At 57.8% G+C, this 25173-nt stretch carries 25 protein-coding genes and 2 pseudogenes; 10 read left to right on the top strand and 17 right to left on the bottom strand.

The genetic code is table 11. The annotated features are described in order from the left end of the window. Window positions 1-235 precede the first annotated feature (235 nt). Window positions 236-706 (top strand): anti-virulence regulator CigR family protein, encoded by a 471-nt coding sequence (locus tag ACMXYJ_RS22380; RefSeq protein ID WP_415756963.1) that lies wholly within the window; start codon window positions 236-238, stop codon window positions 704-706. Between the two features lie 50 nt (window positions 707-756). On the opposite strand, the gene ACMXYJ_RS22375 is transcribed toward ACMXYJ_RS22380, so the two are convergent. Continuing rightward, the gene (locus tag ACMXYJ_RS22375) at window positions 757-1191 is read right to left on the bottom strand and encodes a GFA family protein (RefSeq protein ID WP_415756962.1); all 435 of its coding nucleotides are present in this window, start codon (window positions 1189-1191) and stop codon (window positions 757-759) included. A gap of 42 nt (window positions 1192-1233) precedes the next feature. Continuing rightward, window positions 1234-2175, bottom strand: a complete 942-nt coding sequence (locus tag ACMXYJ_RS22370) for a carbon-nitrogen hydrolase family protein (protein ID WP_415756961.1) — start codon at window positions 2173-2175, stop codon at window positions 1234-1236. A gap of 103 nt (window positions 2176-2278) precedes the next feature. Between ACMXYJ_RS22370 and ACMXYJ_RS22365 the strand changes: the two genes are divergently transcribed. Together ACMXYJ_RS22365 and ACMXYJ_RS22360 are read left to right on the top strand one after the other, a co-directional pair. After that, window positions 2279-2962, top strand: coding sequence for a winged helix-turn-helix transcriptional regulator (locus ACMXYJ_RS22365; protein WP_415756960.1), 684 nt, complete (start codon window positions 2279-2281; stop codon window positions 2960-2962). Window positions 2963-3050: 88 nt separating this feature from the next. Next, complete coding sequence (locus ACMXYJ_RS22360) at window positions 3051-3569, top strand: hypothetical protein (protein WP_415760787.1); 519 nt, start codon at window positions 3051-3053, stop codon at window positions 3567-3569. A 170-nt stretch (window positions 3570-3739) separates the two neighbouring features. Here the strand turns inward: ACMXYJ_RS22360 and chrA are convergent, their stop codons facing one another. The 9 genes and pseudogenes from chrA to ACMXYJ_RS22315 all read right to left on the bottom strand — a co-directional run bounded on the left by chrA (window position 3740) and on the right by ACMXYJ_RS22315 (window position 13811). Next, window positions 3740-5098, bottom strand: a complete 1359-nt coding sequence (chrA, locus tag ACMXYJ_RS22355) for a chromate efflux transporter (protein ID WP_415756959.1) — start codon at window positions 5096-5098, stop codon at window positions 3740-3742. After that, window positions 5091-6035 (bottom strand): chromate resistance protein ChrB domain-containing protein, encoded by a 945-nt coding sequence (locus ACMXYJ_RS22350; protein WP_415756958.1) that lies wholly within the window; start codon window positions 6033-6035, stop codon window positions 5091-5093. The genes chrA and ACMXYJ_RS22350 overlap by 8 nt, the downstream gene beginning before the upstream one ends. A gap of 115 nt (window positions 6036-6150) precedes the next feature. After that, window positions 6151-6891 (bottom strand): Mut7-C RNAse domain-containing protein, encoded by a 741-nt coding sequence (locus ACMXYJ_RS22345; RefSeq protein ID WP_415756957.1) that lies wholly within the window; start codon window positions 6889-6891, stop codon window positions 6151-6153. A 166-nt stretch (window positions 6892-7057) separates the two neighbouring features. Next, window positions 7058-7268, bottom strand: a pseudogene (locus tag ACMXYJ_RS22340) (GNAT family N-acetyltransferase); the annotation flags it as partial. 65 nt (window positions 7269-7333) lie between these two features. Next, on the bottom strand, window positions 7334-8347 hold the full coding sequence (locus tag ACMXYJ_RS22335) for an acyltransferase family protein (RefSeq protein ID WP_415756956.1): 1014 nt from the start codon (window positions 8345-8347) through the stop codon (window positions 7334-7336). A 389-nt stretch (window positions 8348-8736) separates the two neighbouring features. Beyond that, window positions 8737-10002, bottom strand: a complete 1266-nt coding sequence (locus ACMXYJ_RS22330; RefSeq protein WP_415756955.1) for an MFS transporter — start codon at window positions 10000-10002, stop codon at window positions 8737-8739. Window positions 10003-10036: 34 nt separating this feature from the next. After that, entirely contained in the window at window positions 10037-11107 is a 1071-nt protein-coding gene (locus tag ACMXYJ_RS22325) for a sugar phosphate isomerase/epimerase family protein (RefSeq protein ID WP_415756954.1), read from the bottom strand. Between the two features lie 112 nt (window positions 11108-11219). Next, entirely contained in the window at window positions 11220-12725 is a 1506-nt protein-coding gene (locus tag ACMXYJ_RS22320; RefSeq protein ID WP_415756953.1) for a PLP-dependent aminotransferase family protein, read from the bottom strand. A gap of 192 nt (window positions 12726-12917) precedes the next feature. Beyond that, entirely contained in the window at window positions 12918-13811 is an 894-nt protein-coding gene (locus ACMXYJ_RS22315; protein WP_415756952.1) for a LysR family transcriptional regulator, read from the bottom strand. Between the two features lie 204 nt (window positions 13812-14015). Between ACMXYJ_RS22315 and ACMXYJ_RS22310 the strand changes: the two genes are divergently transcribed. After that, a complete protein-coding gene (locus ACMXYJ_RS22310) occupies window positions 14016-15053 on the top strand; it encodes an alpha/beta hydrolase (protein WP_415760786.1) in 1038 nt (345 codons plus the stop codon). 45 nt (window positions 15054-15098) lie between these two features. After that, the gene (locus ACMXYJ_RS22305) at window positions 15099-16310 is read left to right on the top strand and encodes an MFS transporter (protein ID WP_415756951.1); all 1212 of its coding nucleotides are present in this window, start codon (window positions 15099-15101) and stop codon (window positions 16308-16310) included. A gap of 112 nt (window positions 16311-16422) precedes the next feature. Here the strand turns inward: ACMXYJ_RS22305 and ACMXYJ_RS22300 are convergent, their stop codons facing one another. From ACMXYJ_RS22300 to ACMXYJ_RS22290, 3 genes are all read right to left on the bottom strand, one after another. Beyond that, entirely contained in the window at window positions 16423-18282 is a 1860-nt protein-coding gene (locus tag ACMXYJ_RS22300; protein ID WP_415756950.1) for an ABC transporter ATP-binding protein, read from the bottom strand. 366 nt (window positions 18283-18648) lie between these two features. After that, window positions 18649-19053 carry a DUF6632 domain-containing protein gene (locus tag ACMXYJ_RS22295; protein WP_415756949.1) on the bottom strand — a complete coding sequence of 135 codons (405 nt, stop codon included), beginning with the start codon at window positions 19051-19053 and terminating at the stop codon, window positions 18649-18651. A 249-nt stretch (window positions 19054-19302) separates the two neighbouring features. After that, on the bottom strand, window positions 19303-20427 hold the full coding sequence (locus tag ACMXYJ_RS22290) for an alpha/beta hydrolase family protein (RefSeq protein WP_415756948.1): 1125 nt from the start codon (window positions 20425-20427) through the stop codon (window positions 19303-19305). 514 nt (window positions 20428-20941) lie between these two features. Between ACMXYJ_RS22290 and ACMXYJ_RS22285 the strand changes: the two are divergent. Continuing rightward, window positions 20942-21178, top strand: a pseudogene (locus ACMXYJ_RS22285) (tripartite tricarboxylate transporter permease); the annotation flags it as partial. Window positions 21179-21312: 134 nt separating this feature from the next. On the opposite strand, the gene grxC reads toward ACMXYJ_RS22285, so the two are convergent. Beyond that, window positions 21313-21564 (bottom strand): glutaredoxin 3, encoded by a 252-nt coding sequence (gene grxC / locus ACMXYJ_RS22280; protein WP_415756947.1) that lies wholly within the window; start codon window positions 21562-21564, stop codon window positions 21313-21315. A gap of 27 nt (window positions 21565-21591) precedes the next feature. After that, complete coding sequence (locus ACMXYJ_RS22275) at window positions 21592-22110, bottom strand: carboxymuconolactone decarboxylase family protein (RefSeq protein WP_056739513.1); 519 nt, start codon at window positions 22108-22110, stop codon at window positions 21592-21594. 132 nt (window positions 22111-22242) lie between these two features. Between ACMXYJ_RS22275 and ACMXYJ_RS22270 the strand changes: the two genes are divergently transcribed. The 3 genes from ACMXYJ_RS22270 (at window position 22243) to ACMXYJ_RS22260 (ending at window position 23639) form a co-directional block, all read left to right on the top strand. Beyond that, window positions 22243-23055, top strand: coding sequence for an AraC family transcriptional regulator (locus ACMXYJ_RS22270; protein WP_415756946.1), 813 nt, complete (start codon window positions 22243-22245; stop codon window positions 23053-23055). Between the two features lie 6 nt (window positions 23056-23061). Then, window positions 23062-23178, top strand: a complete 117-nt coding sequence (locus ACMXYJ_RS22265; protein ID WP_415756945.1) for a DUF488 family protein, N3 subclade — start codon at window positions 23062-23064, stop codon at window positions 23176-23178. A 140-nt stretch (window positions 23179-23318) separates the two neighbouring features. After that, a complete protein-coding gene (locus ACMXYJ_RS22260) occupies window positions 23319-23639 on the top strand; it encodes a MerR family DNA-binding transcriptional regulator (RefSeq protein WP_415756944.1) in 321 nt (106 codons plus the stop codon). On the opposite strand, the gene ACMXYJ_RS22255 is transcribed toward ACMXYJ_RS22260, so the two are convergent. Continuing rightward, window positions 23581-23958 carry a c-type cytochrome gene (locus ACMXYJ_RS22255; protein ID WP_415756943.1) on the bottom strand — a complete coding sequence of 126 codons (378 nt, stop codon included), beginning with the start codon at window positions 23956-23958 and terminating at the stop codon, window positions 23581-23583. The two genes, ACMXYJ_RS22260 and ACMXYJ_RS22255, sit on opposite strands and share 59 nt — an antisense overlap. A gap of 292 nt (window positions 23959-24250) precedes the next feature. Between ACMXYJ_RS22255 and ACMXYJ_RS22250 the strand changes: the two genes are divergently transcribed. Beyond that, a complete protein-coding gene (locus tag ACMXYJ_RS22250) occupies window positions 24251-25051 on the top strand; it encodes a GNAT family N-acetyltransferase (RefSeq protein WP_415760785.1) in 801 nt (266 codons plus the stop codon). Window positions 25052-25173: the final 122 nt, after the last annotated feature.

Below are 25173 nucleotides of genomic sequence, written 5' to 3'. Positions count from 1 at the left end.
CTCCCGTACACGCCGCAGTACTAACGGCTAATTCGCATTGAGCATCACTGAAGAAACGTGCGGCCCAGTGCATCCAGGCGACCGGAGATGGGTGGCAAGCGCTGGCGGCTCAGGGCAAGGGTTTTGTTTCGCAAACCGGCCATGGGCTTGGGTGTCGATGGGAGGACTGGGAACCCACATCGTCGATAGCGTCTAAGTTACAGAGAGATGTCTCGCCACGCTGAAGGAACGACTCATGCTCAGATCTCGCTCATTGATTGCAGCTATTACATGCCTTGCGCTGGTTTCCGGTTCAGTGACTGCATTGGCCGATCCTGGCAATGGAAAGGGCCACGGAAACGGCAAGGGAAACCCGCAAAACAGCCAGGTTCATGGCAACCAGGGAAGTCAGGGAGGCAAGGGCAAAAATTCCGGAGGCGGCGATTGGGATAATGGGCCAAGCATCAATCACGGAAGCGTTCTTGGAATTATTGGCGGGTATCGGGACTACTGGAGCCCCGGACCTGCATTGCCACCCGGCATACAAAAGAACCTCGCGCGAGGTAAGCCGCTTCCACCCGGGATTGCCAAAAAACTGGACGGTCGGTTGATCGGCAGGCTGCCTCATTATGATGGGTATGAATGGCAGCAAGTTGGCACCGACTTGATCTTGGTCGCGCTGGCAACCGGGCTCATCTACGAAGTGCTCAACGGTGCTTTTGATTAATGGGCATGATCCATATGCCCATTTGAAGGTGGCAGCCGGCGTAAACAGCGCTATTCGTCCACGCTGATACCCGATCCCCCCAATTCGTTGGGGACATCCTTCAGCTTGGGCAATCCGTCTTTGATGCGCAGCACGGTCTCCTGATAGTGGACGTGAACGCCTGGCGAGTACGCAAGATCCGGGATGACCGCGGCATACACATCGATGAGCCCCATCCCCGGGTGTTCAGTGAAAATGTGCCCGCCGCACGTCTTGCACCACTTGCGGTAACTCTGCGGTGTCTTGTTGTAGGTACCAATGTTGTCAGCACCCCGAGTCACTTGCACCGCCTCGGGTTTCCACAGCGTGAAGGCATTGACCGGTCCTGCTGACCAATGCCGACACGACTCGCAATGGCAATAGCCCATCGCGGCCGGCTCGCCGCTGACGGTGAACTCGACTGCGCCGCAAAAACAACTGCCCTTGTAAGACCGTTCAATACTCATGGCATGACTCCCTGATCAATTGCCAGGCGAAACCGCCGGACGTCATTCGTCAATGTAGTGCACCGCAGTCGCTGGCGTGCGCCGCACCTGCAGTTCGAAAATGTCAGGGCGCGCGTAGTGCCCAGTGACGTCGAGTGCCCGCCGCGCGGGTGCCACGAGTGCGACGTCGATGTCCGCATACAAAATGCCTGTCTCTCGGTGTAAAGGACCGGCCACGATCCGACCTTGAGGACTGACCACCACCGAGTCGCCGTCGTTGATCCATTCATCCGGATCGGGAAACAGTTGCGCACGAGCCGGGAAATCGTCGGGAATGTCACTGCCGCGCAGCGCGGAGCCACTGCCGAGCACCCAACAGCGGCCTTCGAGAGCAATGTGACGCATCGTGCTGATCCAGCCTTCGCCCGTGTCGTAAGTGGGGGCGACGTAGATTTCCACCCCTTGGGCATACAGTGAATAGCGTGCCAACGGCATGTAGTTTTCCCAGCAGATGAGCGCACCGACGCGGCCGACCGGTGTATCGACCGGACGCAACCCGGTTGCATCACCGAAGCCATGCACCATGCGCTCGGGATTGGTTGGCATCAGCTTGCGGTGTCGGTTGAGCACGGCGCCGCTCGAGCCGATAACGACTACGCTGTTATAGAGCGTGCCGCCTCCATTGCGCCGGTCGCATTCATTGATGCCGCACACGATCGTCACCGCGTGGACCCTGGCGGCCTGGCACAATTGGCTCAGGTCACCGTTCGCGATATCGACGGCGTTGGCCAGCAGTCGCGTGTGCAACTGACCCATTACTGCCCCGTCCTTGCCCGCTGCCAGCCGCCAGATCCACGACGGGTAACCGGGAATGTACGATTCGGGCAAAACGATCAGCGAGGCTCCCGCCGTCGCTGCCTCGGCGACCGATTGCACGGCCCGGGCGATCGTCGCACTGCGATCGAGCAGCACGGGCGGGCGCTGAATGATGGCTACCTTGGTCATGACGTGCTCCTTTGGTATTTGGCTTTCGAGGTTTCAGCGTGCGCGTGGCGAAATGGCGGGGCTAGTTCAGAATCTGAAGCGTTGTAATTGCGGAGCCAAGGCAATGGACGATAGCTACGGTCAGTTCTGCACGGTCGCGCGCGGTGCTGAAGCCCTGTGCGAGCGCTGGACACCCTTGGTCGTGCGCGAGCTACTCTGCGGCAGCAAGCGCTTCAATGAACTGCACCGCGGCGTACCACGGATGTCCACCAACCTGCTGGCACAACGTCTGCGCCATTTGGAAGAAATCGGCGTCGTGCACCGCACGGCCACCGGCAAAGTCTGGGAGTACAGCCTGACCGAGGCGGGCGAGGAGTTGCGCCCCATCATCATGGCGCTAGGGCATTGGGGCGCGCGCTGGATCGGCAGTCGCCTTCGCGATGACGAACTCGACGCGGGCCTGCTGATGTGGGACGTGCGCCGGTTCGTGCGCATCGAAACGTTCCCGTCCCGACCGGTGGTCATCCAGTTCAAGTTCCGCGACGCGCGACCCGGCGAGCAAGCGTGGTGGCTCGTGGTTGAACAGGGTGTGGCAGACCTGTGTCGCGACGATCCCGGCCGCGAACTGACGCTCGTCGTGGACTCCAGCGTGCGCGCGTTGACGGAGGTGTGGGCGGGCGACCGCACACCGGGGGAGGTTCTTCAGTCGCGAGAGCTGCGCGTAGATGGCGCGGTGAGGGATGCGCAAAGTTTGTGGCGCTGGCTTGGCACGAGCGCGTTCGCGGGTACCCGGAGCGCTGCACGCTAGCGCTGGCAGCATCCGTCGGTCGCAGGGCTTGAACTGTCTGGGGCTTAAAGCGTCATAAGATCTGCGATATCAACCCATGGAAGCCATCATGCTTTTAAAGAATAAGAGTCTCATTGCTGTAATGTCCTGCGCCCTGATGCTGGCGGCCGCGCCATTACTCCCTGCTGACCTGTCCATCATGAACTCCGCCTATGCGAAAGACGGTGGTGGTGGTGGTGGTGGTGGTGGCAACGGTGGCGGCGGCGGTAACGGTGGTGGTAATGGGGGCGGAAACGGAGGGGGTAATGGTGGTGGCCACGGCGGCGGTACAGGCGGCGGTCACAGCGGTTCAGGTCACTCCGGCAACTCCGACAGCAACGGCCGCGGTAATGGACTGTCCAGCGATCATGCCGGCAAGGCTGTTCGCGACCGTGGCGAAAGCGGAAACCACTACGGCAGTGTTCGCAATAGTGATAGCGGTCATGGCCAAACGACTTCAGGCATCGCCAATTCCAAAGACACTCGCGGCTTGGACAAAGCCAGAGCCGTCTCGACCACGACTCCAGGCGATCACAACACGAAAGGGTTGAGCAAAGCCGGGACTTCGGTATCGAAAAAATCGCACTGATCAGCCATAACGGCTGATGGGAAAGCCCAACAGACTCAGGCAGTGGGTGGATAGGCTGCGAGCGACCAAAACCCGCAGCATGTCACAAACAAAACGGGCGCCCGACAAGGCGCCCGTTTTTGTTTATTTTGCCGCCTGCGCCCGCAAGCGCCGGCTGATCACATCCTCTCTTAGCGCAGCAGATGCACCGCCAAGCCGGCAAGCGCGCAAGCCATCAGCACCTGAATGACGCCCCGTTTGAAGCGGAACAAGGCAATTGCCGCCAAAATGGCGATCAGTGCAGAGGGCCAGTCGAGGTTGCCGCTGAAGCCTTGCGGCCACAGCACGTGATAGCCGAAGAAACAGGCCAGATTGAGGATCACTCCAACCACCGCCGCTGTGATTGCGGTAAGCGGTGCGGTGAATTTGAGTTCGTTGTGGGTCGATTCCACCAGCGGGCCACCGACGAGGATGAACAGGAACGAGGGCAGGAAGGTGAACCAGGTCACCAGGGTGGCTGCGACAGCCCCGGCCAGAAATACATGATCGGCGCCGAACACTTGTGAGACGTACGCTCCAACAAAGCCGACGAAGGCCACCACCATGATCAGCGGCCCTGGTGTGGTTTCTCCCAGTGCCAAACCGTCGATCATCTGAGTCGGGGTAAGCCAGCCATAGTGACCGACCGCACCTTGATAGACATACGGGAGGACTGCATAGGCTCCGCCAAAAGTCAGCAGCGCGGCCTTGGTAAAGAACCAGCCCATCTGGGTCAAGGTACCTTCCCAGCCAAAAAGCGCGGTCAGGACTCCCATCGGCAACGCCCACAGTGCTGCGCCGATGAAGGCCAGCATCGCCAGTTTCATCCAGCTGAACCGGGCATGTTCCGGGGACGGGGTGTCGTCATCGATCAAGGCTGGGCCGAAGGACTTTTTGGCAGCGCTATGGCCCCCGGTTCTGAACTTCTCAGGCGCCAGACGCCCTCCGACATAGCCGATTAACGCTGCCCCCAATACGATCAGCGGGAAAGGAACATTGAACGCGAAGATCGCGGTAAATGAAGCTGCTGCTATCGCCCACAGCCAATTATTCTTCAGCGCCCGAGTGCCGATCCTGTGTGCCGCCTGCACCACGATGGCCGTCACGGCAGGCTTGATCCCATAGAAGAGGCCGGCCACCACAGGCACTTCGCCGAACGCGATGTACATCCACGACAAAGCGATGAGGATGAACAGTGAGGGCAGCACAAACAACACTCCGGCGATCACTCCGCCCCAGGTTCGATGCATCAGCCAGCCGATGTAGGTCGCCAGTTGCTGAGCCTCCGGCCCAGGCAGCAACATGCAATAGTTGAGCGCATGGAGAAAGCGTCGTTCGGAGATCCAGCGCCGACGTTCTACCAGTTCCTGGTGCATGATCGAAATCTGTCCTGCTGGCCCGCCGAAACTGATGAAGCCGAGCTTCAACCAGAACCAGAATGCCTCACGCAAGCTGATCGCCTCCGGCCTCGATAGGTTCTCTTCAGCCGTTGATGCCAACACCTTACGCATTGGGTTGTTCCTCTTTCACAAACTCGGCGAGCAGGCCGTCGAAGATGGCGCTGGCAGCCGCCAGCAAGTGGTCGTCATGGGCAATGGTTTCGCGCAATCCTGCCAGCACGCGCTCGATGCCGGCCGCCTCCAAGGGCTGAATGCCGCCGATATCGAGGTAGTGCACCAAAGCTGCGATGCGGTTCAGGCCGGGCTCTTGAAGCTCAAAACTGGCTTGCAGGGTTTCGAAGGTCACGCGATTGCCGACATGACTGAAGGTCGCATCATCGAAGTCGAAACCCAGCGCGTCTGCCGGACAGTCCTGTGGAGTATTCAGCCAGAGGATCCGAGCTTGAGGATCAATGAAGCGCCGAATCAACCAGGCGCAAGCCAGACGATCAACCCACGGACGCTTACGTGTTGCCCAGACACGACGTTGATAGTCGCCACGGTTGAGTGCCGTGATGGGTTCGTCGCGGCTATGGGGTTCATCCGCAGACAACGCTCTGCTGGCAGCCGTCTCAAGCGCCTGCAAGGCTGAATCAATCTGCTCCTTGGGCTTGCCGGGGAAATAATCGATGTGGGAGAGCTGATCGTAGTTTTTGCGAAGCTTGCGAATTTGCTTGGTGGCGGCCAATGCGTTTTCAGGATTGAGCTGCCCACGGCACTCTTCAATTTCTGAGCGTAACTTGCTGTAGTCATCGCTACGGTCGAACAACTCGACAAAGCGCTCACCCTGCGGATCGACCACAGGCAGGATGTAAACAGTGCCATTGATAGAAAGGATGTCGCGCTCGACAGACGCCAGCGCTTCACGACAGACACCGGTATCAGGCAACAGATAGGCACCATCGCGCAAAACCGCCGCACCTGAGGCTTTCAGAGCACGCCAGGCTCGCATGCGCTCGGTGGCATTCGCGGTGGGTAAAGCGAGAATCAGTGTCAGCCAGTTACTCATGTAGGGAGCGCTATTTATTGTGTAGTGATTATTACGTTATCGGTGTTTTTGGCGTTTGGAAAGCCATCTGCGCTGGTGGGGCGCTTCAAGGCGTAGAGCCGGCCGATGCGCTCGGCTATCGGTACAGCAGAGGTGCCAGCAGTGCACACATGCCGCGCCAGTGCGAACCTTCCCAGTAAACCCGCTGGCAGGCGTCGCAGCGCAGGAAGCGCGAATAGAGGATGCCAACGCGTGGCGGCACCTGCGACCGGGCCAGTTCCGGGCTGATCTCGTGCAGCGGCAGGTTGCAATGAAGGCACAGGCTGAATGGCCGCGCGCTACGCGCCAGGTCGAGGCGCTCGTACAACTCGCGCAGCTGCAGCGACGGTTTCAGGGCATGCACGTAACAGCCGTGGCTGATGATCCGTCGCTTGAGCAGTTCGCGGTCGCGGGTTAGCACGATGCGTCCTTGCTGCGCAGCGATCTCGGCGATCTCGCCATCCTCGAAGCCATTGTCGTAGAGTGTGTCGAAGCCGCTCATGCGCAGCAGGTTGGCCAGCCCGCCAAGGTGCGCATCAGCGACGAAGCGCAGCACCCGTAAAGGTTGGGCACGAACCTTGAGCAGCGGGCTGATGTCCAGCGCTTCGAACTTGGGATACACCGCCAGCCGGTCACCGTCGAAAATCACCCGCTCCAAGCCCACCGACTCGCCGTTGAGCAGCACCAACTCGACCTCCGTGTGCGGTATCCCGAGCGCCTCGATCATGTGCTTGACCGTCGCCGCTCGCGCGCACTCGCAAGTGAAGGACTGCCGCCGCCGTTCGGCCGGCAGGAAATCGTTGAGCTCCTCGTAGAAGCGGAAGGTTGCACTGGTCATGTTGAACAGTATGGCAGGGCGTCAAGGATGAGCGAGTCTAGCCCGGACACCTTCTCCGGCAGCCCCCAAACCACGAAACGTCCGCTGAACGATTTAGCCGAAGCTGCATGAGATACACATCACCGGGCTTTGGGATCTACGAGAGCAAAATCAACTTAAAACGCTGCTAGCACAGCGTGTTTTGGTAATAGAGTCGAGTATGTCCGGGTGGGTAATCTGCCAAGCGTCCGAACTCGGAGTACCCAAGTTTTCGATAAAAACCTGGCGCTTGAAAGCTGAAGGTCTCTAGCCAAATGCCAATGCAGTTCTTCTTTTGCGCAAGATCTTCGGCCATGCGCATTAACCGCATCCCCGATGCCCTGGCCCCGCATCTGTTCAGTTTTGAATGGCTGCTTTTGGCCGGATTGCTTCCTGTCGTAAAGGACCGCAATCGACTGTGGATTCAACCGACCGATGTAACAGATTGGCTAGCTACTTTCTTGGAAAATCTCTTACCAAAAGCAATCCACCATTTTTCATAATAGAAGGTCGAGATATGCGCGGTGATAAAAATGGCGGCGAACAACAACGGGCGCTTCAGATATTTTATGACGGTATCTCCGCTACCCAGCCAGGTATGTATTAGCAGTGGATGAACAACGTAGAGAGCGTACGAGATGGTGGCGATATAAAACAGGGCGCGATTATTCAGAAGCTGGGCAACTAGTGTCCGGCTATTGAGTAACGTGCTTCCCACCATTGCTGCGGCAAGATAGGGGCGGAAGTAGTTCATGAAGCCCGCATCGGGATGACAGGACAGGACAAACAGCAGACCTAAAAATATTTGCGCGATCCACGTTGGTGTCGGAAGTTTTGCCAGGATGTTGCCGAGTCTATTGTTGTAGATCAGTGCCAGTATGCATCCGGAAAGTATTTCATCAATGCGGTAGTAAGTGTTGATTGCGACATGGACATCGTTCATGACTCGGTACATCGTGACGGCGATGCAGAGAGCAGGGATCAGCAGTACCCACTTGTTTCTCATCAGAACGACCAGCAAAGCGATGGCGAAGTAAAACTGGACCTCCATGCACAAACTCCATAGGTGGCCGTTTACACTGCCAAGCCACATAGGCGGCCAGTTGGCAACGAACAGAAAGTTTGCGATGTAGACATCCGAAGTGCTGTTCATGACAGGTAAAGCAATGAGCATGTACAACCAGGCGAGCGGCACAACCCGAAAGATTCTGCGGATTAAAAAATCAACGACACTGCTGTTGTTGAGCAGAAAATTTGTTATCAGGAAACCCGATAACGTAAAAAATATAGCCATCCCCATAACGCCTGCGGCGGCATTAAATTGCCAAGCCTTTGGGCTAAGTGGTAGCAGGTGGCACCCCAAGACAAGCAAGATGCTTATGCCGCGCCATCCATCAAGTACGCTGAATCGAGAGCCCGCTACGGAATCACTATTCATATTTGCATCCCGCTCTTGGGTCGATAGAGGGTATTCGATAAAGGCAGTGCTGCGTCCGAAGACTGTCTGAATTCATATAAAAATCCAGTAGTTGCAGCGGTGAAGAATTCAAGAAATCAGACTATTTAAGCCTGTAGTCTAGGACACCTTTTGCACTTTACACTTCACGCCATGAAAAAATTCCAGGCGCGAGGGATTCGCTAAATGACAGGGTTTTTGGCGTTGTTTGTTTGACGTTGCTTGATACGCCATAAGATGAAAAAGCGTTCCGTTGCGGGAACGCGTTATCCAGATTGCGCGTAAGTCAGCGCCGGTTCATTCCGGCGTTGTGGCCAGGAGGAGGGATCGGCGTGGTAGACGATTCCTCCTCCCGGAGTCCATGGCGATGATCAGGCTTGCGCCGCGCTCATCCCGCCAGTGGCCATGGATTTTTTGCGCACCGCTTGATAGAGCAGGCTGGACACCATGAAGCCCACGACGGCCAGCAAGCTCATCAAGGTGAAGACATAGTTGTAACCCTGTTCACCGGGGAAGTGATCGAGGATTGCACCGTAGATGACGTAGGCAAACATGCCGGGCGCGTAGCCGATCAGGCAACCGATGCCGAAGGCCGAGCCGGTGATGTGTTGGGGAATGCCGACTTCACCCATGGGCGCCCAGAACACGCCGCGCATGGAGAACACGATCAGTGCGAAGGACAGGGTAGCGGCCATGCCCGCATAGATGAAGCTCGGGCTTTTCGGAATCAGCATGATCACGCCCATCAGCGGCAGCAGCGCCAGGAATGCCCACTTCATGTAGCGGCTGGTGCTCTTGAACTGCTTGTCGGCGATGAAACCGCCGGCAGGACCGCCGAGGATCTTCAGGAAGTACTGGTTGATGATGCCGTAGGCGCCCACCAGTGCCACGGGCAACCCGTACATTTCCTTGAGGTAGGGAATGAAATAGGTCAGGCCGCAGTAGACGATGTAGACCATGAACACGTTGAGGCTGACCAGCCAGATGCCCGGAACCTTGATCGCTTCCATCAGGTTCGCCAGGCCATTCTTCGGCTTGGCCACCGACTGCGCGCTGCCGCTCTTGAGCAGGAACCAGGTCAGGGTGCCGGCCAGAATGTCGATGACCGAGTAGAACAGGATCGCCGACTTAAGGCCGGTTTCGCCCGAACCCATGGCGACAAACACGCCCAGGGCGGAAAAGGCCACCAGGGTGTCCACCACGCCACGCCCGCCTTCGAGCAGGCCGAACAACCGGCCTTGCTCCTGATCGTCACCCAGGTTGCGGATGGCTTTGAGCAGCGATGGCCAGAACAGGCAGTCGGCGCAGACGGCCAGCAGACTGAACACGATCAGCAGATTGCTGAAGGGGGGAAAGGTCGCCAGGTACAAGCCCAGGCCACCGGTGCCGATCAGGCCGAGGGGAATCAGTTTGCGCGTGTCGTAGCGATCGGCGAGCAGGCCACCCAGCACAAACAGCGCGGTGGCGATGATCGCGTTGGCACTGAGCAGCATGCCGATTTCAGTGTGGCTCAAGCCCATGAATTCCTGCATGGGTACATAGAAGGCGTCCTTGAGGCTCGCCAGCTTGTAGATGGTGCCGCCACCGAGGATGAGGATCAGGAATCGGAGCCATTTGGCCTTGTTTTGAATTGTCATTATTGTTCTCCAGGCGTAATCGGGTTCGTCAGGATCAGGCGTTGGAAGGGCTGGCCAGGGTCAGTTCGGCCAGCGTGCGCAATTCGGCCAGCAGGCTACGGACATAGGCGACCTGGTTGTTCGCCCAGCGGTGTTCGTCGGCCAGCATTTGCTCAAGGGAGTAGCCGTTCGGCAGTGGCGTTTCGCTCATCTCCCGGTAGGCAATGAAGGGATCGGCCGCCTCAGTGCTCTGGCGGAAGGCCGGGGCCACGTAGTGGTTTTCCTGCTCGAGGATGAACGCGATCACCTGCGGGGCTGCTTCCCCGAGCATCAACAGCTCGAACAGCATGCGGGCGCTGGGCAGATCGTCCTCGTCGCTGCCCTGCAAAACGCCGTAATGACCGAAGCCGTTTTGTTCGGGGACGATGCGCACACCCTTGAGGTGAGTCTGGCGGATGTGCGGCGCCAGGTTGCGCAGGGCCTGCAGGGGCTGTTCGCAGGCATTGATCATGTTGCCGAAGTCGAACAGGGCATGCAGGCGAGGGTGGTTGAGGCGGTTGAGCAGTTGCGCGATTTCGCCGCTCTTGAGTTCTTCATGCTGCTCGAAGTCAAAGTACAGATCGTGTGCGTCGGCCTGTTGCGCGAGGTAGTGCAGGTCGCTCTCGATCACGTCCATGACCCGCGACAGCGTGCCCTCGTAACGTGAGTAAACACGGATGTTGCGCACCCCCAGGGCCCTGGCGATGGCGATCACCTGGTCGACGTCCATTTTCAGCGTGCTGCTGATTTCCAGGTGCACATCCAGCCCCAGCGCTTTGGCTTTGGCGGCAAACGCCTGGAGCTGCGCGGGTGACATTTGGCTCAGGCTGTTTTCCTCGCCGTCGAGCAAGTGCAGGCTCAGGCCTTGCAGCTCGTGGCGATAGGCGAAGTCCAGCAGGTCGGCAGGGATGACACGACCGTGGGTGAGGTTGGTCAGTAGCGGGTAGGCGTGGGCAAACAGGCGCAATTGCCCGAGACGTTCAAGCAGCCGTCGGGCCAGTGCGTCCGTCAGCACGGGAACAGCCCCGTGTTCGACCACCTTATGGCTCAGCAAGGCGCTGAATCGTTCCTGGATCTTATTGTTCATTAGAGTCGTTCCTGGTTCAGACACCGGGTCTACCGGCGCAGCCTTTATCGCGCCAGTCAGGAACTCTCGATAGATCCACTATCAGTTATTTGATAAGACCACTTGCCTCGCCTCAAGTGGTCGGCGGCAGATAACCCAATGCGCGCAAGGCTTGGGCCAGCGCTTCGACACGTTCCCTGGCCTGGTTTTCAGGCGTGCCGGCAAAGCCGATCAACAGGGCCGGTGGCAGGGCATGTTTGATGCTGTAGTCGCTCAAGGCATAGGTGTGGATGTTGTACTGGGCCAGTTGCCGGGCGATGTCAGTGTCACTGAGTTCGGGGGGCAGCCAGGCGATCAGGTGCATGCCAGCATCCGTCGGGGTAATCCTGAAGAAGCTGCCAATCTGCTTTTCAATCTGTTCGATCAATGCCTGCTGGCGCGCCTTGTACAGCGCACGCATGCGGCGGATGTGCCCCAGGAAGTGGCCTTCGCCCATGAAGTCCGCCGTTGTCGCCTGAAGCAGTGTGGGCGGACTGCGATCCATGACCGCGCGCAGGGTACAAAAGGGTTCGACCAGGGCCTGCGGCAGAATCACGTAACCCAGTCTCAGTGACGGAAAGAGCACTTTGCTGAACGTTCCGACGTAGATCACCCGGGCCATCTGGTCCATGGCATAAAGCGCCGGGAGGAGTCGGCCACTGTAGCGAAACTCACTGTCGCAATCGTCCTCGATGATCCAGCTCTGATGCTGTGCAGCCCAGTCGATGAGTGCCTGGCGCCGCGCATAACTCAGCGTGACGCCCAAAGGATGCTGGCGCGACGGCGTACAAAACACCAGGCGGGCATCAGGGCACTCGGTCAGGCCTTGCTGGACATCGATCCCCTGTTCATCGATACGCAACGGAATCACCTGAGCCCCCAGGGCCTTCAACGCAATGCGCGCGGCGATGTGCCCCGGGTCCTCCATCCAGACGCTGTCCTGAGGATTGAGCAGCAGCATGCCCAGCAGGTTGAACGCTTGCTGCGCGCCGGAAACGATTACCACTTGCCCGGCATTGCAGTCGATGCCACGCGCATCGAAGACGTATTCGGCAATCGCTGTGCGAAACGCCTGCAAGCCTTGCAACTCGCCATAACCCAGAATGGCCTTGGTTGGCTTGAGCAGATGCCGGTTCATCAGGCGCCGCCAAATCGCCTGCGGGAATGCGTCATAGCTGCTGTGGCTGGGCAGGAAGGAGGTCGGGGTCGCGGGGTCCCAGTCGGCATAGGACACCCCGCGGAAATGATCGCTGCGCAGCGACAGCATCGACTGGCTCAAGTCGGAGAGGCGCGGTGGCTGGCGCGGTTGCTCATCCTCGATACCCCGGCTTTCCCACTCAGTGCCGACATACGTACCGGCGCCAGTGCGCGAGGCCAGGAAACCTTCGGCAATCAGCTGATCGAAAGCATTGAGAATGGTGATCCGCGACAACCCCAACTCGTTGCTCAATGTCCGGGTCGACGGCAGGCGTACGCCCCCTTGGATTCTACCGTTGAGTATCTGTTTGCGAATCTGCAGATACAGTTGGCGGTACAGCGGAATGGCACTGGCACGGTCCAGCTCGATAGCCGACAGCAGCAAACCTGCGGGGGATTTCATGACATGCTCGTCTGGGTGAAATGGGATTTGACCGGGAAACCGTCAGGCGACGGGGAGGTAAGGGTATCGAGCGATACCCGATAAGTCATCCGTCTGGCGTTGATGTCCGGCGCAACTCGGCCGATAGCTGCCTGACATGAAGGGTCTCTAACGACCCATAGCAGACGTTGCAGCACGTCGAATACAGAAAGCTCAGCGTCTATATTTCAGCGCCTCGACCAATGCAGAAAAGGCGGGAGACGCCTGGCGTCTGTTGGGGTAATACAAATGGTAACCCTGAAACACAGGACACCAATCGGCCAGGACTTCTTTGAGTCGGCCGTCGGCCAGATACCGTGCGACCAATTCCTCTGGTACGTACGCCAGACCTATGCCATCAACGGCGGCATTGAGAACATGCATGATGCTGTTGAAAACGAGTTGCCCATCTGCCTTGACCGTAAACGCCTGGCCATCTCGCTCAAACTCCCAGGCGTAAATCGCCCCTGATGGCCTGTGTCGAATATTGACGCAGTCATGGGCAGTCAACTCATGGGGCGTCGCTGGTGCCGGTTTGCGTTCGAAATACGCCGGAGATCCCACCACCACCAACCGCCAATCCGGTCCTATGCGAACCGCAATCATGTCCTTGCTGATCGACTCACCCATGCGAATGCCGGCATCGAAGCGTTCCTCGACCACGTTGGTGAATCCATAGTCGACGTAGAACTCCAGTGTGATATCCGGGTAATTCTTCAAGAAACCTGCAAGCATCGGCCGAATGCACAACTCAATCTGATCGTCAGTGCAGGAAATACGAATCGTGCCACTCGGCTTGTCCCGTAATTCGCTCAAGGCTTCAAGCTCAACAGCGATCTGATCAAAAAGCGGGGCGATCGAGCGCATCAATCTTTCTCCCGCCTCTGTCGGCGACACATTGCGTGTCGTGCGGGCCAGCAGACGTATCCCAAGTCTTTGTTCAAGTGCCCGGATCGTATGACTCAGCGCAGAAGGAGTAATGCCCAGTTTGGCGGCGGCTTTGGTAAAGCTTTGATCACGCGCCACTGCCAGAAAAGCTTGGAGATCGTTGACTTTGGTATTGGCCATTGCTGAGTTTTTCTCAAAACTACATGAAGATTGCGCCTACTAATCAGGGTATCTCGAATCCGTCAAGCTCTGTCACCTATCTGGAACGGAGTACTGATGATGAGCAAGTCACCTAAAACCCTGCTTGCAGCTACAGAAGCCTTGACCCCTCCAGGGCTTGATCGGCGCGAATTCGTAAAGGCCGCGGGCGTCAGTATTGCGGCTATGGGCGTGCTTTCGGTAGCGGGGGGCTCAGCCTTCGCGGCTGACTCGAAAAACGCTGCCCGCCCGCCGGAAGGTGCCGACAATTTTTATAAAAGCGACAAGGTCACCGTGCAAAAGGTGACTTTCAAGAACTCATACAATCTTCAGATTGTGGGCAATCTTGTAACGCCAAAAAGTCTGGCTCGAAACGCTAAAGCGCCTGCAATTATCGTCGGTCATCCCATGGGAGCAGTCAAAGAGCAAAGCTCCATGCTCTATGCACAAAAGCTGGCGGAACAAGGCTTTATCACATTGGCGATTGACTTGCCTTTCTGGGGAGAGAGTGAGGGTCTGCCTCGTAACCAGGTTGCCCCAGAAATGTATGCCGACGCATTCAGTGCCGCCGTTGACTACCTTGGCACGCGGGACTTTATCGATCGCAAGCGTATCGGCGTACTGGGTATCTGTGGCAGCGGTGGCTTTGCCATCAGTGCGGCCAAGATGGATCTGCGTTTGAAAGCCGTGGCCACCGTCAGCATGTACGACATGGGCGCCGTCACCCGTCATGGTCTGGGGCGCTCAGTGACTGTCGAGCAACGCCAGGCGATGCTCGCCAAAGCCGCCGAGCAACGCTATGACGAGTTCTCTACCGGAACATTGCAATTTCTGAACTATCTGCCTGCGCAGCCTGGCAAGGAAACCGACCCGGTAACTCGCGAGTTTTGGGACTTCTACCGCACGCCACGCGGCATCCATATCCCTCATGGCAGAACATTGGAACTGACGCAAAACCGCGCCTTGACCAGTGAAGTCAGGTTCGTGAATTTCTATCCATTCAACGATATCGAGACGATTTCCCCGCGTCCGCTGCTGTTCGTCGCTGGCGATCAGGCGCACTCCAGAGAGTTCAGCGAGGACGCCTACCAACGCGCCGCCGAACCTAAGGAACTGGCCTGGGTTCCCGGCGCGGGTCACGTGGATCTGTACGACCGCGTGAACTTGATTCCCTGGACCAAGCTCACCGCCTTTTTTACCCGGCACCTGACGGCGGTTGGCTAAAAGGCCAGTGCTTCAGCCAACTACTATTTGATGAGAGATTTTTGCATGACGGCTCAAGTATTCGACACCCCGGCAAGTGATGCCCTCGGCACGCCGGGGACAGAGGAGCAGCCGGCTTACTGGAGTGGCATCTTTGCGATGACGCTGTGCGTATTCGCGCTGATCGCCTCGGAGTTCATGCCGGTCAGTTTGCTCACACCGATTGCATCGGATCTGCAAATCAGTGAAGGACTGGCCGGGTATGGGATCGCCATCTCGGGCGCTTTCGCGGTGCTGACAAGCCTTACGATTTCCAGGCTTGCGGGCTCCATGGACCGCAAGACGCTGTTGCTGCTACTGACCGGGATTATGTGCGTGTCGGGGCTGGTGGTCGGTCTGGCGCCAAACTATACGGTGTACATGATTGGTCGTGCGCTGATCGGCATGGTGATCGGCGGGTTCTGGTCGATGTCGGCGGCCATGGCCATGCGCCTGGTACCGTCCCATAGCGTGCCCAAGGCTCTGGCAATCTTCAACGGCGGCAATGCCTTGGCAACTGTAGTGGCCGCACCACTGGGAAGCTATCTGGGGAGTGTCATCGGTTGGCGGGGTGCTTTCTTCTGCCTGATTCCGGTAGCGATCATCGCGTTGATCTGGCAGTGGATCAGCCTGCCAGCCATGACGGCGGCGCCGCGCAAAGCAGGCGCTGGCAATGCCTTTCGATTGTTCAAGAGCCCATTGGTCAGTTTCGGCATGTTGAGTGTGGGTGCTTTTTTCATGGGGCAGTTTGTACTGTTCACCTATCTGCGCCCGTTCCTGGAGACCGTCACTGGTGTAGATGTCTCCATGTTGTCGATGATCCTGCTGGTCATCGGCGTGGCGGGTTTTGTCGGGACCATTCTGATCGGCACTTTCCTGAACATCGGCATGTATCGCGTCCTGGTCTGCATTCCACTTTTGATGGCCGCCATTGCACTTTCCTTGATTGTCCTTGGCGGCGGAGTCGTGGCAGCTTTTGTATTGCTGGGGCTGTGGGGTCTGATCGCGACGGCAGCACCCGTGGGGTGGTGGTCGTGGTTGGCCAAGGCGCTACCCAAGGATGCTGAGGCCGGTGGCGGCCTGATGGTGGCAGTCATTCAGCTATCCATTGCACTGGGCTCTACCCTCGGCGGGCTGCTTTTCGACGGGAGCGGTTATCGCATGACATTTCTCGCAAGCTCTATTTTGTTGGTTCTCGCCGCAGTGATGGCCTTTTTCACATCGCGAAAACAGGCTTAACAGAATTTAGTTGTGTTGCATCGACCGGTTGAATCCACAGCTGTTTTCTGCCTCTCGCGATGGGCAGCGACCCAAAGCAGCCGCTTGCAGATTATCCCCGGGCCGTTCAGGCTCATACCTGGTCCATCGCCTCGATCACCCCCCGATCCTCCCCCAGGAACCCGCCACTCTGATGGTGCCACAGCCGCGCGTAGAGGCCGTTCCTGGCGAGCAATTCGGTGTGGGTGCCTTGTTCGATGATGCGTCCATCATCCATGACAATAAGTCGATCCATCGCCGCAATCGTGGACAGCCGATGGGCGATGGCGATGACGGTTTTGCCCTCCATCATTTCATCGAGGCTTTCCTGAATGGCCACTTCGACTTCTGAATCCAGCGCGCTGGTAGCCTCGTCAAGTAGCAGGATCGGGGCGTTCTTGAGCATCACTCGGGCAATCGCGACGCGCTGGCGCTGGCCACCCGAAAGCTTGATGCCGCGCTCGCCCACCAGGGTGTCGTAGCCGGAGTGACCTTGCCGGTCGCTCAGTTGGCTGATGAACTCATCGGCCTGGGCATTGGTCGCGGCACGGCGGATTTCTGCGTCGCTTGCATCGGGTCGGCCGTAGGCGATGTTGTCGCGAATGGAACGGTGCAGCAGGGAAGTATCCTGGGTGACCATGCCGATGGCGCTGCGCAGACTGTCTTGTGTCACGTGCGCAATGTCTTGCCCATCAATGCGAATCTGCCCGCTGTCGACATCATAGAAGCGCAGCAGCAAGTTGATGAGCGTGGATTTGCCCGCGCCGGAGCGGCCTACCAGGCCGATTTTTTCGCCCGGGCGAATGTTCAGGCTCAAGCCATCGAGCACTTGGCGTTCGCCATTGTAGTTGAAGCTCACATTGTCGAAGGTTACCGCCCCACCGGAGGTCACCAGCACGCCCGCGTCTGGCGCATCCTGCACCTTGGGGCCGCGGGTGAGGGTTGTCATGCCATCCTGCACGGTGCCGATACTCTCGAACAGCGAGGTCATTTGCCACATGATCCAGTGCGACATGCCGTTGATACGCAACGCCATGGCGGTAATCGCCGCCACGGCCCCTGTGCCGACTTCGCCCAGGTGCCACAGCCAAAGTGCATAACCGCCTGCTGCCATGATCAACGCCACCACCAACGCCTGGTTGACGATCTCGAATTGGCTGACCAGGCGCATCTGGCGAAAGCCGGTCTGCTTGAAATCCTCCATGGCCGCGCGCGCGAAGTGCGCTTCACGATTGGAATGGGAGAACAGCTTCACTGTCGTGATGTTGGTGTAGGCGTCTGAGATACGTCCGGTCATCGAGGAGCGCGCATGGGCCTGTTCCTGTCCGACTTTCCCCAAGCGGGGCACGAAATAGAGCATGGCCAGCCCGAACAACACGATCCAGGCAACGAAAGGCAGCATCAGTTTCGGTGCGAAGCCGCCGGCCAGTGCGATGATCGCGATGAAATACACCCCGATTCCGGGTGCGATCTCGATAAGGGTGAACAGCACGTCGCGCACGGCCAGCGCCGTCTGCATCACCTTGGTGGTGACCCGGCCGGAGAACTCATCGGAAAAGAACGAAAGGCTTTGCCGCAGCATCAGGCGGTGGAAGTCCCAACGCAGCCGCAATGGCAGATTGATCGCCAATATCTGGTGCTGCACCATCGTACGCAACGCCACCAGCCCGATGCTGGTCAGCATGACGATGCCCATGCCCCACAACACGCGACTTTCCTGCGCAGCCGCATCACCACCTGCCTTCCAGGTCGAGAGCAGATCCACGACCTGGCCGAGGAAAGAGAACAGCCAGGCTTCGTAGATCGACACACCGGCACTGAGCAGCGCAAACGCGAGAATATAGCCGCGGGCGCCCCGTGTGCACGCCCAAAGGAACCGAGCCAGGCCTTCGGGTGGCGGTGGTACCTCGTCGGGCGGGAAGGGGTCGAGTTTCTGTTCAAATACGCGAAGCATGGTGGTCTCCGAAACAATCAAGTTAAGGGGATTCTGCCATTTAAAGGTTGCTTTGAGGGTTATGTGGGTTGGCGGGTAGGGCGTTATCGGTATGTTGCCCTGGAAGTTGGGGTGCCGAGTGGGGGAACTCAGGCATTGTTTAAGTCCAGGTCGGCGGGGTTAATACGGGTGGTCTCGGAGCGCTGCTGTCGGCCCAAACCGGTCAGTCGTGACAGGCAGAAAACGCCCCAGGCTGTGAAAAAACGCGGGCACAGTCTTTAAGACTGCGTTGCTACGTAAAACCTGTCGGCGCTCGGTTGATCAGCAGGCGCAAAAAATCGCGTAGAAACGCGATTTTCGTCCCGATCCTGACAGTCAAACCTGCTCTTAGGCCCCATTGTGTGTCCGGGGCCGAGCGGCCAATTGCGAGCGGGGCGTCAAGATAGCCAAGGCAACCGCCACGATGAATAGCGCCGGCACGTCACCTGCCAAGTGCCCCATTTGCCCCGGCTGGGTGATCGTCTGGACGGCCATGATTCCTCCGTGTACGGCGCTAGACCACACGGTGAACCAGATTAGGCTCAGATTGGCTAATGGATCACGTGCGGCCATGATCAAGAACACGCCAAGTGTGGCGTAGATGCCAACGATCATCATCGGGTAGTCCGAGTGACCGACGTGCCAGGCCCAGCCGGACGGCCAGAACAACATAAGTGGGTAGAGAGCAAGGCACGCGAGGCCAGCTAAAACTAAAACGATGCGCAAATACCTGAGGCGATCGACTACGGTCATGGCGAACTCCTCTTTGGGCCTTACTCTAAATTGACCCCAAGTGGGGTGATAACGCCTGACTAGGCCGGGCATTGTGACAGTCGGGTGACCGCTGAAAGGGTTTGTACACCATGGACGGAAAGCCCAATCTGCTCAATCAGTTCCGGCAGTAGACCAAGCATAGCTACTCATTTGCTATCGCTCCGTCCACCGGCTGCTTCTGGCCGATAGTTGTCTATCAGGAAGGGCCGCAGTTCTCGTACCACGATTTTAGAAACTGCCTTCTTTGTAGATAGAGGACTGAAGAAACTCGTCGATCAGCGATGTAACCTGCTGTTGGATCACCCCACGCGAGCGAGCGCCATCGCCATCGCCATCTCGGCAAATGATGCCATCGCCTGGTACTTCTTCTTCGAGCAATACCTCCGCGCCAGGTTTGCACACCGACAAGAAGCTGAAGTGGCTTGCGTCGCTGATTTCGACGTAACGGCTTGACGCCGCAGGCAGGCGTTTGGCCAGGTTGGCAGACTCCAACTCGGCGGGAAGATCGTGCGACGGTACGCCGGCAGCGATCACCAGCGTTGGTACCGGCAGCGCGATCAGGCTTTCATCGGTCAGGCCCCGTGAAAGGCCCAGGTCCAATGTAACCACAGCAGTGACGCGTTTATCGCGCAAATCGGCGGCCAACGCGGCCTTTGATTCTGAGGTGCTTGCGGGGTTTATCTTTCCATAGACGGTGCAACTTGCTAACTGCGGGTGTGCTTTGCAGTCATGGGCGAAGCGGTCTGGATCGAAACGAGCACCGGCGATCTCCAAGGCGGTCATGCCGCCGAGTGAATGGCCCACTACTGCAATTCGGTCATTGGCGACCAAGCCGAATTTTTCAGGTTGAGTCGTGACGCTATCAATGGCTCGACGCACATCAACGGGCCGCTGCCATAACTGCGCCGCTGCTTGAGGGCTACGGTCATGAGTGGTGGTGCCAGGGTGATTGATTGCGGCGACGATGTAACCCCTATGAGCCAGAGCACTGGCAAGCCAGATCTGGTTGCTCCAGTTACCTCTGTATCCGTGGGAGAGCACCAATAATGGATGCTTGCCAGCAGCGGGCGGCGCGTCACGAACGGCAGAAGCCCCGACGAACACCACATCATCGCCGATCAATTGCGTGGTGGCGGTAGTTGCACTGGGGTACCAGACGACCATCTCCAGTGCGCGGTCATTGTGCGAGTCCGGCAGTGTGGAAGATTGGAAGCCGACAGGGTTCTCGTCAGCGAGTGCGATAGTAGTCAGCCAGGTCAACAACAGGGCGCCGAAAGCTATTTTTTTCAATGTCGTTTCTTCCTTGATTAGACGAGTGCATGGCAACCTGAACCCGCCGTTAGGGGCATCCATCTTCGTTCGGCTGCATATAAGCACGGACATTAAAGCCCACATTCGAACCGTCGCGCATAAATTCCATCGTTAGCTCTATTCGTGGTCTTTAGTGAGAAGGCTGAACGTCTGTTTTTGGCCGAAAGCTGCTGGTGGCAACGGGCAGAAATCGGCCAATAACGGACGGTCAAGAGTGGCGCCGAATGGCTGTGAAGACGCGACAGTTAGCTGAAATGTATCCATTACAATTTTTTTGAATGTATTGGTCGTTTGATTTTACGAAATCACCCATCCCCTAACTACGATGTCGCTGCATGACTCCCGGCGCATAGTGGTATTACTCAGAATGCGCGCCTTAAGGATGGTTGAAGTAGCCTCATGTTTTCCGGCTACTTCGTCGTCGGCGCTTTCAAAAACGGCGAAGATCAGGGTGAGGGTGCCCGTTGCGCGTACCCTAAAAGCACCCACCAATGTTCCGGTCGAGCGATCAGTTCCAGGGGATAAGCTGCGCTGAACCGGGCAAAAGCCACCTGTCTGGGTCGGGATGTTGATGCGCCGTTTCGATTTTCCCGGTGGCGCCGGTGATCGTCGGCATGCTGCTGGGCCGATGGCCGAGAAGCAATTGCGCAACGCCTTATCCATCAGCGAAGGCGACTGGACGATATTTTTGACGCAACCGATCGCGGTGTTTTTCATGGCCCTGACATTGTTGGTGCTGGTGGTGCCGTACCAGCTGCACAAGCGTGGCATCAAGTTGCACGAAGACGACTGAGCGCTGCAAATATCTGTCAGTCAAACCCAATCCCTGTGGGAGCGGGCTTGCCCGCGAAGGCGTCGGCACATTCAGCATAGGGGTAGTTGATGTGCCATTTCGCAAGCAGACACACTCCCACAGTGGCATTGCGCTCAAGCCAGCATCGACATCAACCCTCCCTGACGATCCAGCTTGGCCAGGTCATCGAAGCCGCCAATATGCCTGTCGCCGATGAAAATCTGCGGCACGCTGCGTCGGCCGCTGCGGTTGAGCATTTCCTCAAGCTTGTCGGGTTCGCGCTGAATGTTGATCTCCTGCATTGTCACGCCTTTGCTGGCCAGCAGTGATTTGGCGCTGCGGCAGTAAGGGCAGGTGTCGGTGGTGTAAAGGGTCACAGTGTTCATGCTCGTATTCTCCGCAGCGGGTGGGTATCAGGCGTCGATGGTCGGGAAGTCGATATCGGTCAGGGCGACGTTGTTCAAGTAGTTGGTCAGAGTCTGCGAGGCCACGTGGGCAATCACTTCGATGATCTTCGCGTCATCGATACCGGCGGCGCGGGCCGCGGCGATCTGCTCGCCGCTCAAGTGACCACGGCTTTCGGTGATCTGCCGGGCGAGCAGGGCATAGGCGTCGAGCTGGCCGACCCGGGCGCTGCGGATCTCTTGGCCGGAGAGCCCGGCCTTGCTGGCAAACAGCGTGTGTGCCGCCAGGCAGTAATCGCAGCCGTTGACCTGTGAGGTGGCGAGGAAGATCGCTTCCTTCTGCGTGGCGCTCAGGGATGTCTTGCCCAGGGCCGCCGAGTTTTGCAGGTACGAAGCCAGCACGGCGGGGGCGTGGGCCAGTACCCGGAAAACGTTGGGCAGGAAACCGATTTTCTTCTGCACGCCTTCCAGCAATGGGCGGGTGGCGTCGGTGGCGTGTTCGAGGCTGACAGGGATGATGCGGGTCATGGTGATGCTCCGTGGTTGAGCGCGACAGGCGCTGGGTACGGAGTTCATGCTATGGATTCGAGCTGGTTAATTGGATGCAAATCGTCGACGATATGCGACAGATCGTCCAGAACTGCTTCCGGGAGTTTCCCTATGGATCGCCTATCCACCTTGCTCACCCATTTCGGCGTCAACGCTGGCACCTTTCATAGCGGCACGTTTTGCGGCACTACGGCCTTCGACGGCAACCAGGCCTGCGGTCATGTGCACTTGCTGCAAGCCGGCGAAGTCGTGCTGAAACTGGCCGATCAGCCAGAGCAGCGCCTCAGCGAGCCGACGCTGATCTTTTTCCCCAGGCCGTACCGCCATCGCCTGAGCGCCTCGCAAGCCTCCGCCACTCAACTGGTATGCGCATCCCTGAGTTTCGATGGCGGCTCGAGCAACGCCCTGGCGGCATCGCTGCCGGAATTTCTGGTGCTCAAACTCGATGAAATCCCGACCTTGGCCAGCACCCTGCAATGGTTGTTCGACGAAGCATTCCAGGGCACTTGTGGTCGTGAAGCGGTGATGGACCGGCTGTTCGAACTGGTGGTGATTCTGTTGCTACGGCACATCCTCAGCACACGCAATCAGCAACCGGGCATGATGGCCGGCCTCGCCGATCCGCGCCTGGCACGGCCCTTGAGCCTGATGCACGAAGCCCCCGGCAAGCCCTGGAGCGTGGCCGAACTGTCGACACTGGCCAACATGTCGCGGGCCAGCTTCGCTGAACACTTCAAACGCGTGGTCGGCCAGGCGCCAGTGGATTATCTGGTGAGCTGGCGAATCAGCCTGGCGCAGAAACGCCTGCGCGAAGGCAAACCGATCGCCCTGATCGCCGAAGAAGTCGGCTACGAAAGCCCGTCGGCACTGGCCCGGGCGTTCCGCCGCAAGACCGGAGTCAGCCCGCGGGAGTGGAGGGGGTGAGATGTGATGATCCAGTGCAAAAGTTCAGGCGAACCTGCCACGCCTGAAGACGGGCGGCGGATTCTGGTGGATCGTCAGTGGCCGTCAGATTGTCCCAGGGATTCGTTGGCGTTGGATGCCTGATTGCCCCGACGTTGCGCCGTCAGCTGATCTGCACCAGGCGTTAGCGCAAAGCGCACTGGAGGCAACACCCATAGCTGCCGGTCAGCAAAGGCTGAAATTGGCCGCTTTCTGCCTGTCGCGGTGCCGCTGAGCGACTCTGCATGAACACCGTGTGCATCAGGACGACATCCGGTCACAGCCAGCAAACAGCGGGCCGGCGCTGGATCAGGGAGGAGCGTCATTTACACATAGGTGAACTTGCCAAGTTGTCGGGGTGCACTCCAAAAGCCATTCGTTTGTATGAGCAACCGGGTCTGCTGAGCCCTCAGCGCCATGGCAGTTACGGGTTGCCCCAAGGGACAGAGTCAAGCGCTGGCGTCATGTCAATCGAAGGTGACAGCACAGGACCAGGCACTTCAAATGTCATCGGTTTTGTGAAACCACACCACCCATGTATTGACTTAAATCGCGCAAATCCTTAACGCTCCATGAGTGCGGCGATAGCTTTACTCCATTCTCACGCAAGGTTCTTGGAATTAAGTCGCCATTTGGGCGAAGTATTATCGAAGATACAATCACGCCCGGATAATCAGTTAATCGTTTTTTGAAAGCGGACGTTGTTAGATCAGGTGTAGGCGGATTGCTTTTATTAGCCAGCGGTCCTGTTGCTTTGAGATCCATTCCGTGGCACATGCTGCATCGCTGTAGATAGAGATTTTTTCCATTAGCATTATCCGCGAAGGATAGTGATGTTTGAGTCAGCGATAAAATTCCTAGCGAAGCGATGAATAATATTTTCATTGTTTTTATCTTCCTTGATGGGATCGGCGTCGATTGGACGCGATTTGCAGCGCGGGAAAGATATCAGCCATCGCGTCGGCACACACCGTCATTCCTGATGCCCATTAAATCAACACGTTTTCCCGGCGCATCCCGGTGACCATTCTTGGCCGATTTCTTCCTGTCACGATGGGCAGAAATCGACCCTAAGCTGACGGTGAAGCAGAGCCAACTACTGGTACGTACTTGGACGCAAGCGTATTGTTCGATGCGCTTTCCCTCCCTTGGAAATCTTCAAAAAAGGACGACTTACATGGATGTTGAACTGGCACATCAGATTGAGGCCGCAGAAAGCGAGTATTTGCGTTCGCGTGTTCAGAACTTGGCAGGGATAAGTGGAAATCCTTATGGCGCACGTGTTTTTTCCAACGGAGACTTTCCGTGCTTTCAGGTGAACGCATCACCTAGCCCAATGTTCAACCGCATCTACGGCGACAGCGCCCGTGATCCCCAGGCACTGTTGAAGTTGCTCAACGATTCAGCGGAACATTCGGTCGTAACTCCCCTTATCGGGAAACCTTCCGCGTTGGGGCGGTACTCACTTGTGGGCGAAGCGCAGCTTGAGCGTTTGAGGGGCTGGACTCACTTGCAATTCGCGTGTGCCATCGAGAAGGTGGTCTTGAGTCGCCACTCATTCGAAATCGAGGAAGTCACGTCAAAAACTCTTGCTCAGTTCGCAGATGTGCATGCGGGTGGTTTTCATACCAAACCAGAGTACCAATTGCTGAATCAAGCATCCTTCGCAGAGCAGACGTCGAGCGGACGTCTGAAAATCTGCGTCCTGAAGGCTGATGGGAAAGTCGTGGCAGGAGCCTCAATGTATTTGGCCAGTAATGGCATTGCCTACCTTGGAACGGCTGCCACCCGAAAGGATGCCCGGGGCCTTGGCTACCATGGAGCACTGATATCTCATCGAATTGAGCAAGCGAAGAAGCATGGCTGCCACTTGATCGCCGCGTCCGCGCTGGCCAGCTCCCAAAGTTGCCGAAATCTGCAACGTGCCGGGTTGACGACATCTCATGCCCAAGCACTGTACCGCCTCGCAGATAACTAAGATAAACGGCTGAACACGACCGTCCGCTCTTGGCCGATTGCTGCCTGTCGCGAGAGGCAGAAAACGACCCATAGCTGCCGGTAATTGGTGTCTAAAAAATCGGGGCAATTCAATCCCCAAGT

Source organism: Pseudomonas arabinosi, from assembly GCF_047758675.1.
GTDB classification, from domain to species: Bacteria; Pseudomonadota; Gammaproteobacteria; order Pseudomonadales; family Pseudomonadaceae; genus Aquipseudomonas; species Aquipseudomonas arabinosi.
The sequence above is the reverse complement of the archived record's forward strand: the minus strand, read 5'-3'. Positions and strand labels throughout refer to the sequence as shown.

Excerpts from the sequence above, each read along its gene's own strand:
- chrA (WP_415756959.1), bottom strand. The coding sequence starts at position 5,098 with ATGCGTAAGGTGTTGGCATCAACGGCTGAAGAGAACCTATCGAGGCCG.
- ACMXYJ_RS22265 (WP_415756945.1), top strand. The coding sequence starts at position 23,062 with ATGATCCAGTGCAAAAGTTCAGGCGAACCTGCCACGCCTGAAGACGGG.
- ACMXYJ_RS22255 (WP_415756943.1), bottom strand. The coding sequence starts at position 23,958 with ATGAAAATATTATTCATCGCTTCGCTAGGAATTTTATCGCTGACTCAA.
- ACMXYJ_RS22305 (WP_415756951.1), top strand. The coding sequence starts at position 15,099 with ATGACGGCTCAAGTATTCGACACCCCGGCAAGTGATGCCCTCGGCACG.
- ACMXYJ_RS22335 (WP_415756956.1), bottom strand. The coding sequence starts at position 8,347 with ATGAATAGTGATTCCGTAGCGGGCTCTCGATTCAGCGTACTTGATGGA.
- ACMXYJ_RS22300 (WP_415756950.1), bottom strand. The coding sequence starts at position 18,282 with ATGCTTCGCGTATTTGAACAGAAACTCGACCCCTTCCCGCCCGACGAG.
- ACMXYJ_RS22330 (WP_415756955.1), bottom strand. The coding sequence starts at position 10,002 with ATGACAATTCAAAACAAGGCCAAATGGCTCCGATTCCTGATCCTCATC.
- ACMXYJ_RS22360 (WP_415760787.1), top strand. The coding sequence starts at position 3,051 with ATGCTTTTAAAGAATAAGAGTCTCATTGCTGTAATGTCCTGCGCCCTG.
- ACMXYJ_RS22325 (WP_415756954.1), bottom strand. The coding sequence starts at position 11,107 with ATGAACAATAAGATCCAGGAACGATTCAGCGCCTTGCTGAGCCATAAG.
- ACMXYJ_RS22370 (WP_415756961.1), bottom strand. The coding sequence starts at position 2,175 with ATGACCAAGGTAGCCATCATTCAGCGCCCGCCCGTGCTGCTCGATCGC.
- grxC (WP_415756947.1), bottom strand. The coding sequence starts at position 21,564 with ATGAACACTGTGACCCTTTACACCACCGACACCTGCCCTTACTGCCGC.
- ACMXYJ_RS22365 (WP_415756960.1), top strand. The coding sequence starts at position 2,279 with ATGGACGATAGCTACGGTCAGTTCTGCACGGTCGCGCGCGGTGCTGAA.
- ACMXYJ_RS22380 (WP_415756963.1), top strand. The coding sequence starts at position 236 with ATGCTCAGATCTCGCTCATTGATTGCAGCTATTACATGCCTTGCGCTG.
- ACMXYJ_RS22315 (WP_415756952.1), bottom strand. The coding sequence starts at position 13,811 with ATGGCCAATACCAAAGTCAACGATCTCCAAGCTTTTCTGGCAGTGGCG.
- ACMXYJ_RS22260 (WP_415756944.1), top strand. The coding sequence starts at position 23,319 with ATGAACACCGTGTGCATCAGGACGACATCCGGTCACAGCCAGCAAACA.
- ACMXYJ_RS22375 (WP_415756962.1), bottom strand. The coding sequence starts at position 1,191 with ATGAGTATTGAACGGTCTTACAAGGGCAGTTGTTTTTGCGGCGCAGTC.
- ACMXYJ_RS22345 (WP_415756957.1), bottom strand. The coding sequence starts at position 6,891 with ATGACCAGTGCAACCTTCCGCTTCTACGAGGAGCTCAACGATTTCCTG.
- ACMXYJ_RS22295 (WP_415756949.1), bottom strand. The coding sequence starts at position 19,053 with ATGACCGTAGTCGATCGCCTCAGGTATTTGCGCATCGTTTTAGTTTTA.
- ACMXYJ_RS22290 (WP_415756948.1), bottom strand. The coding sequence starts at position 20,427 with ATGGATGCCCCTAACGGCGGGTTCAGGTTGCCATGCACTCGTCTAATC.
- ACMXYJ_RS22250 (WP_415760785.1), top strand. The coding sequence starts at position 24,251 with ATGGATGTTGAACTGGCACATCAGATTGAGGCCGCAGAAAGCGAGTAT.
- ACMXYJ_RS22320 (WP_415756953.1), bottom strand. The coding sequence starts at position 12,725 with ATGAAATCCCCCGCAGGTTTGCTGCTGTCGGCTATCGAGCTGGACCGT.
- ACMXYJ_RS22275 (WP_056739513.1), bottom strand. The coding sequence starts at position 22,110 with ATGACCCGCATCATCCCTGTCAGCCTCGAACACGCCACCGACGCCACC.
- ACMXYJ_RS22270 (WP_415756946.1), top strand. The coding sequence starts at position 22,243 with ATGGATCGCCTATCCACCTTGCTCACCCATTTCGGCGTCAACGCTGGC.
- ACMXYJ_RS22310 (WP_415760786.1), top strand. The coding sequence starts at position 14,016 with ATGGGCGTGCTTTCGGTAGCGGGGGGCTCAGCCTTCGCGGCTGACTCG.
- ACMXYJ_RS22350 (WP_415756958.1), bottom strand. The coding sequence starts at position 6,035 with ATGAGTAACTGGCTGACACTGATTCTCGCTTTACCCACCGCGAATGCC.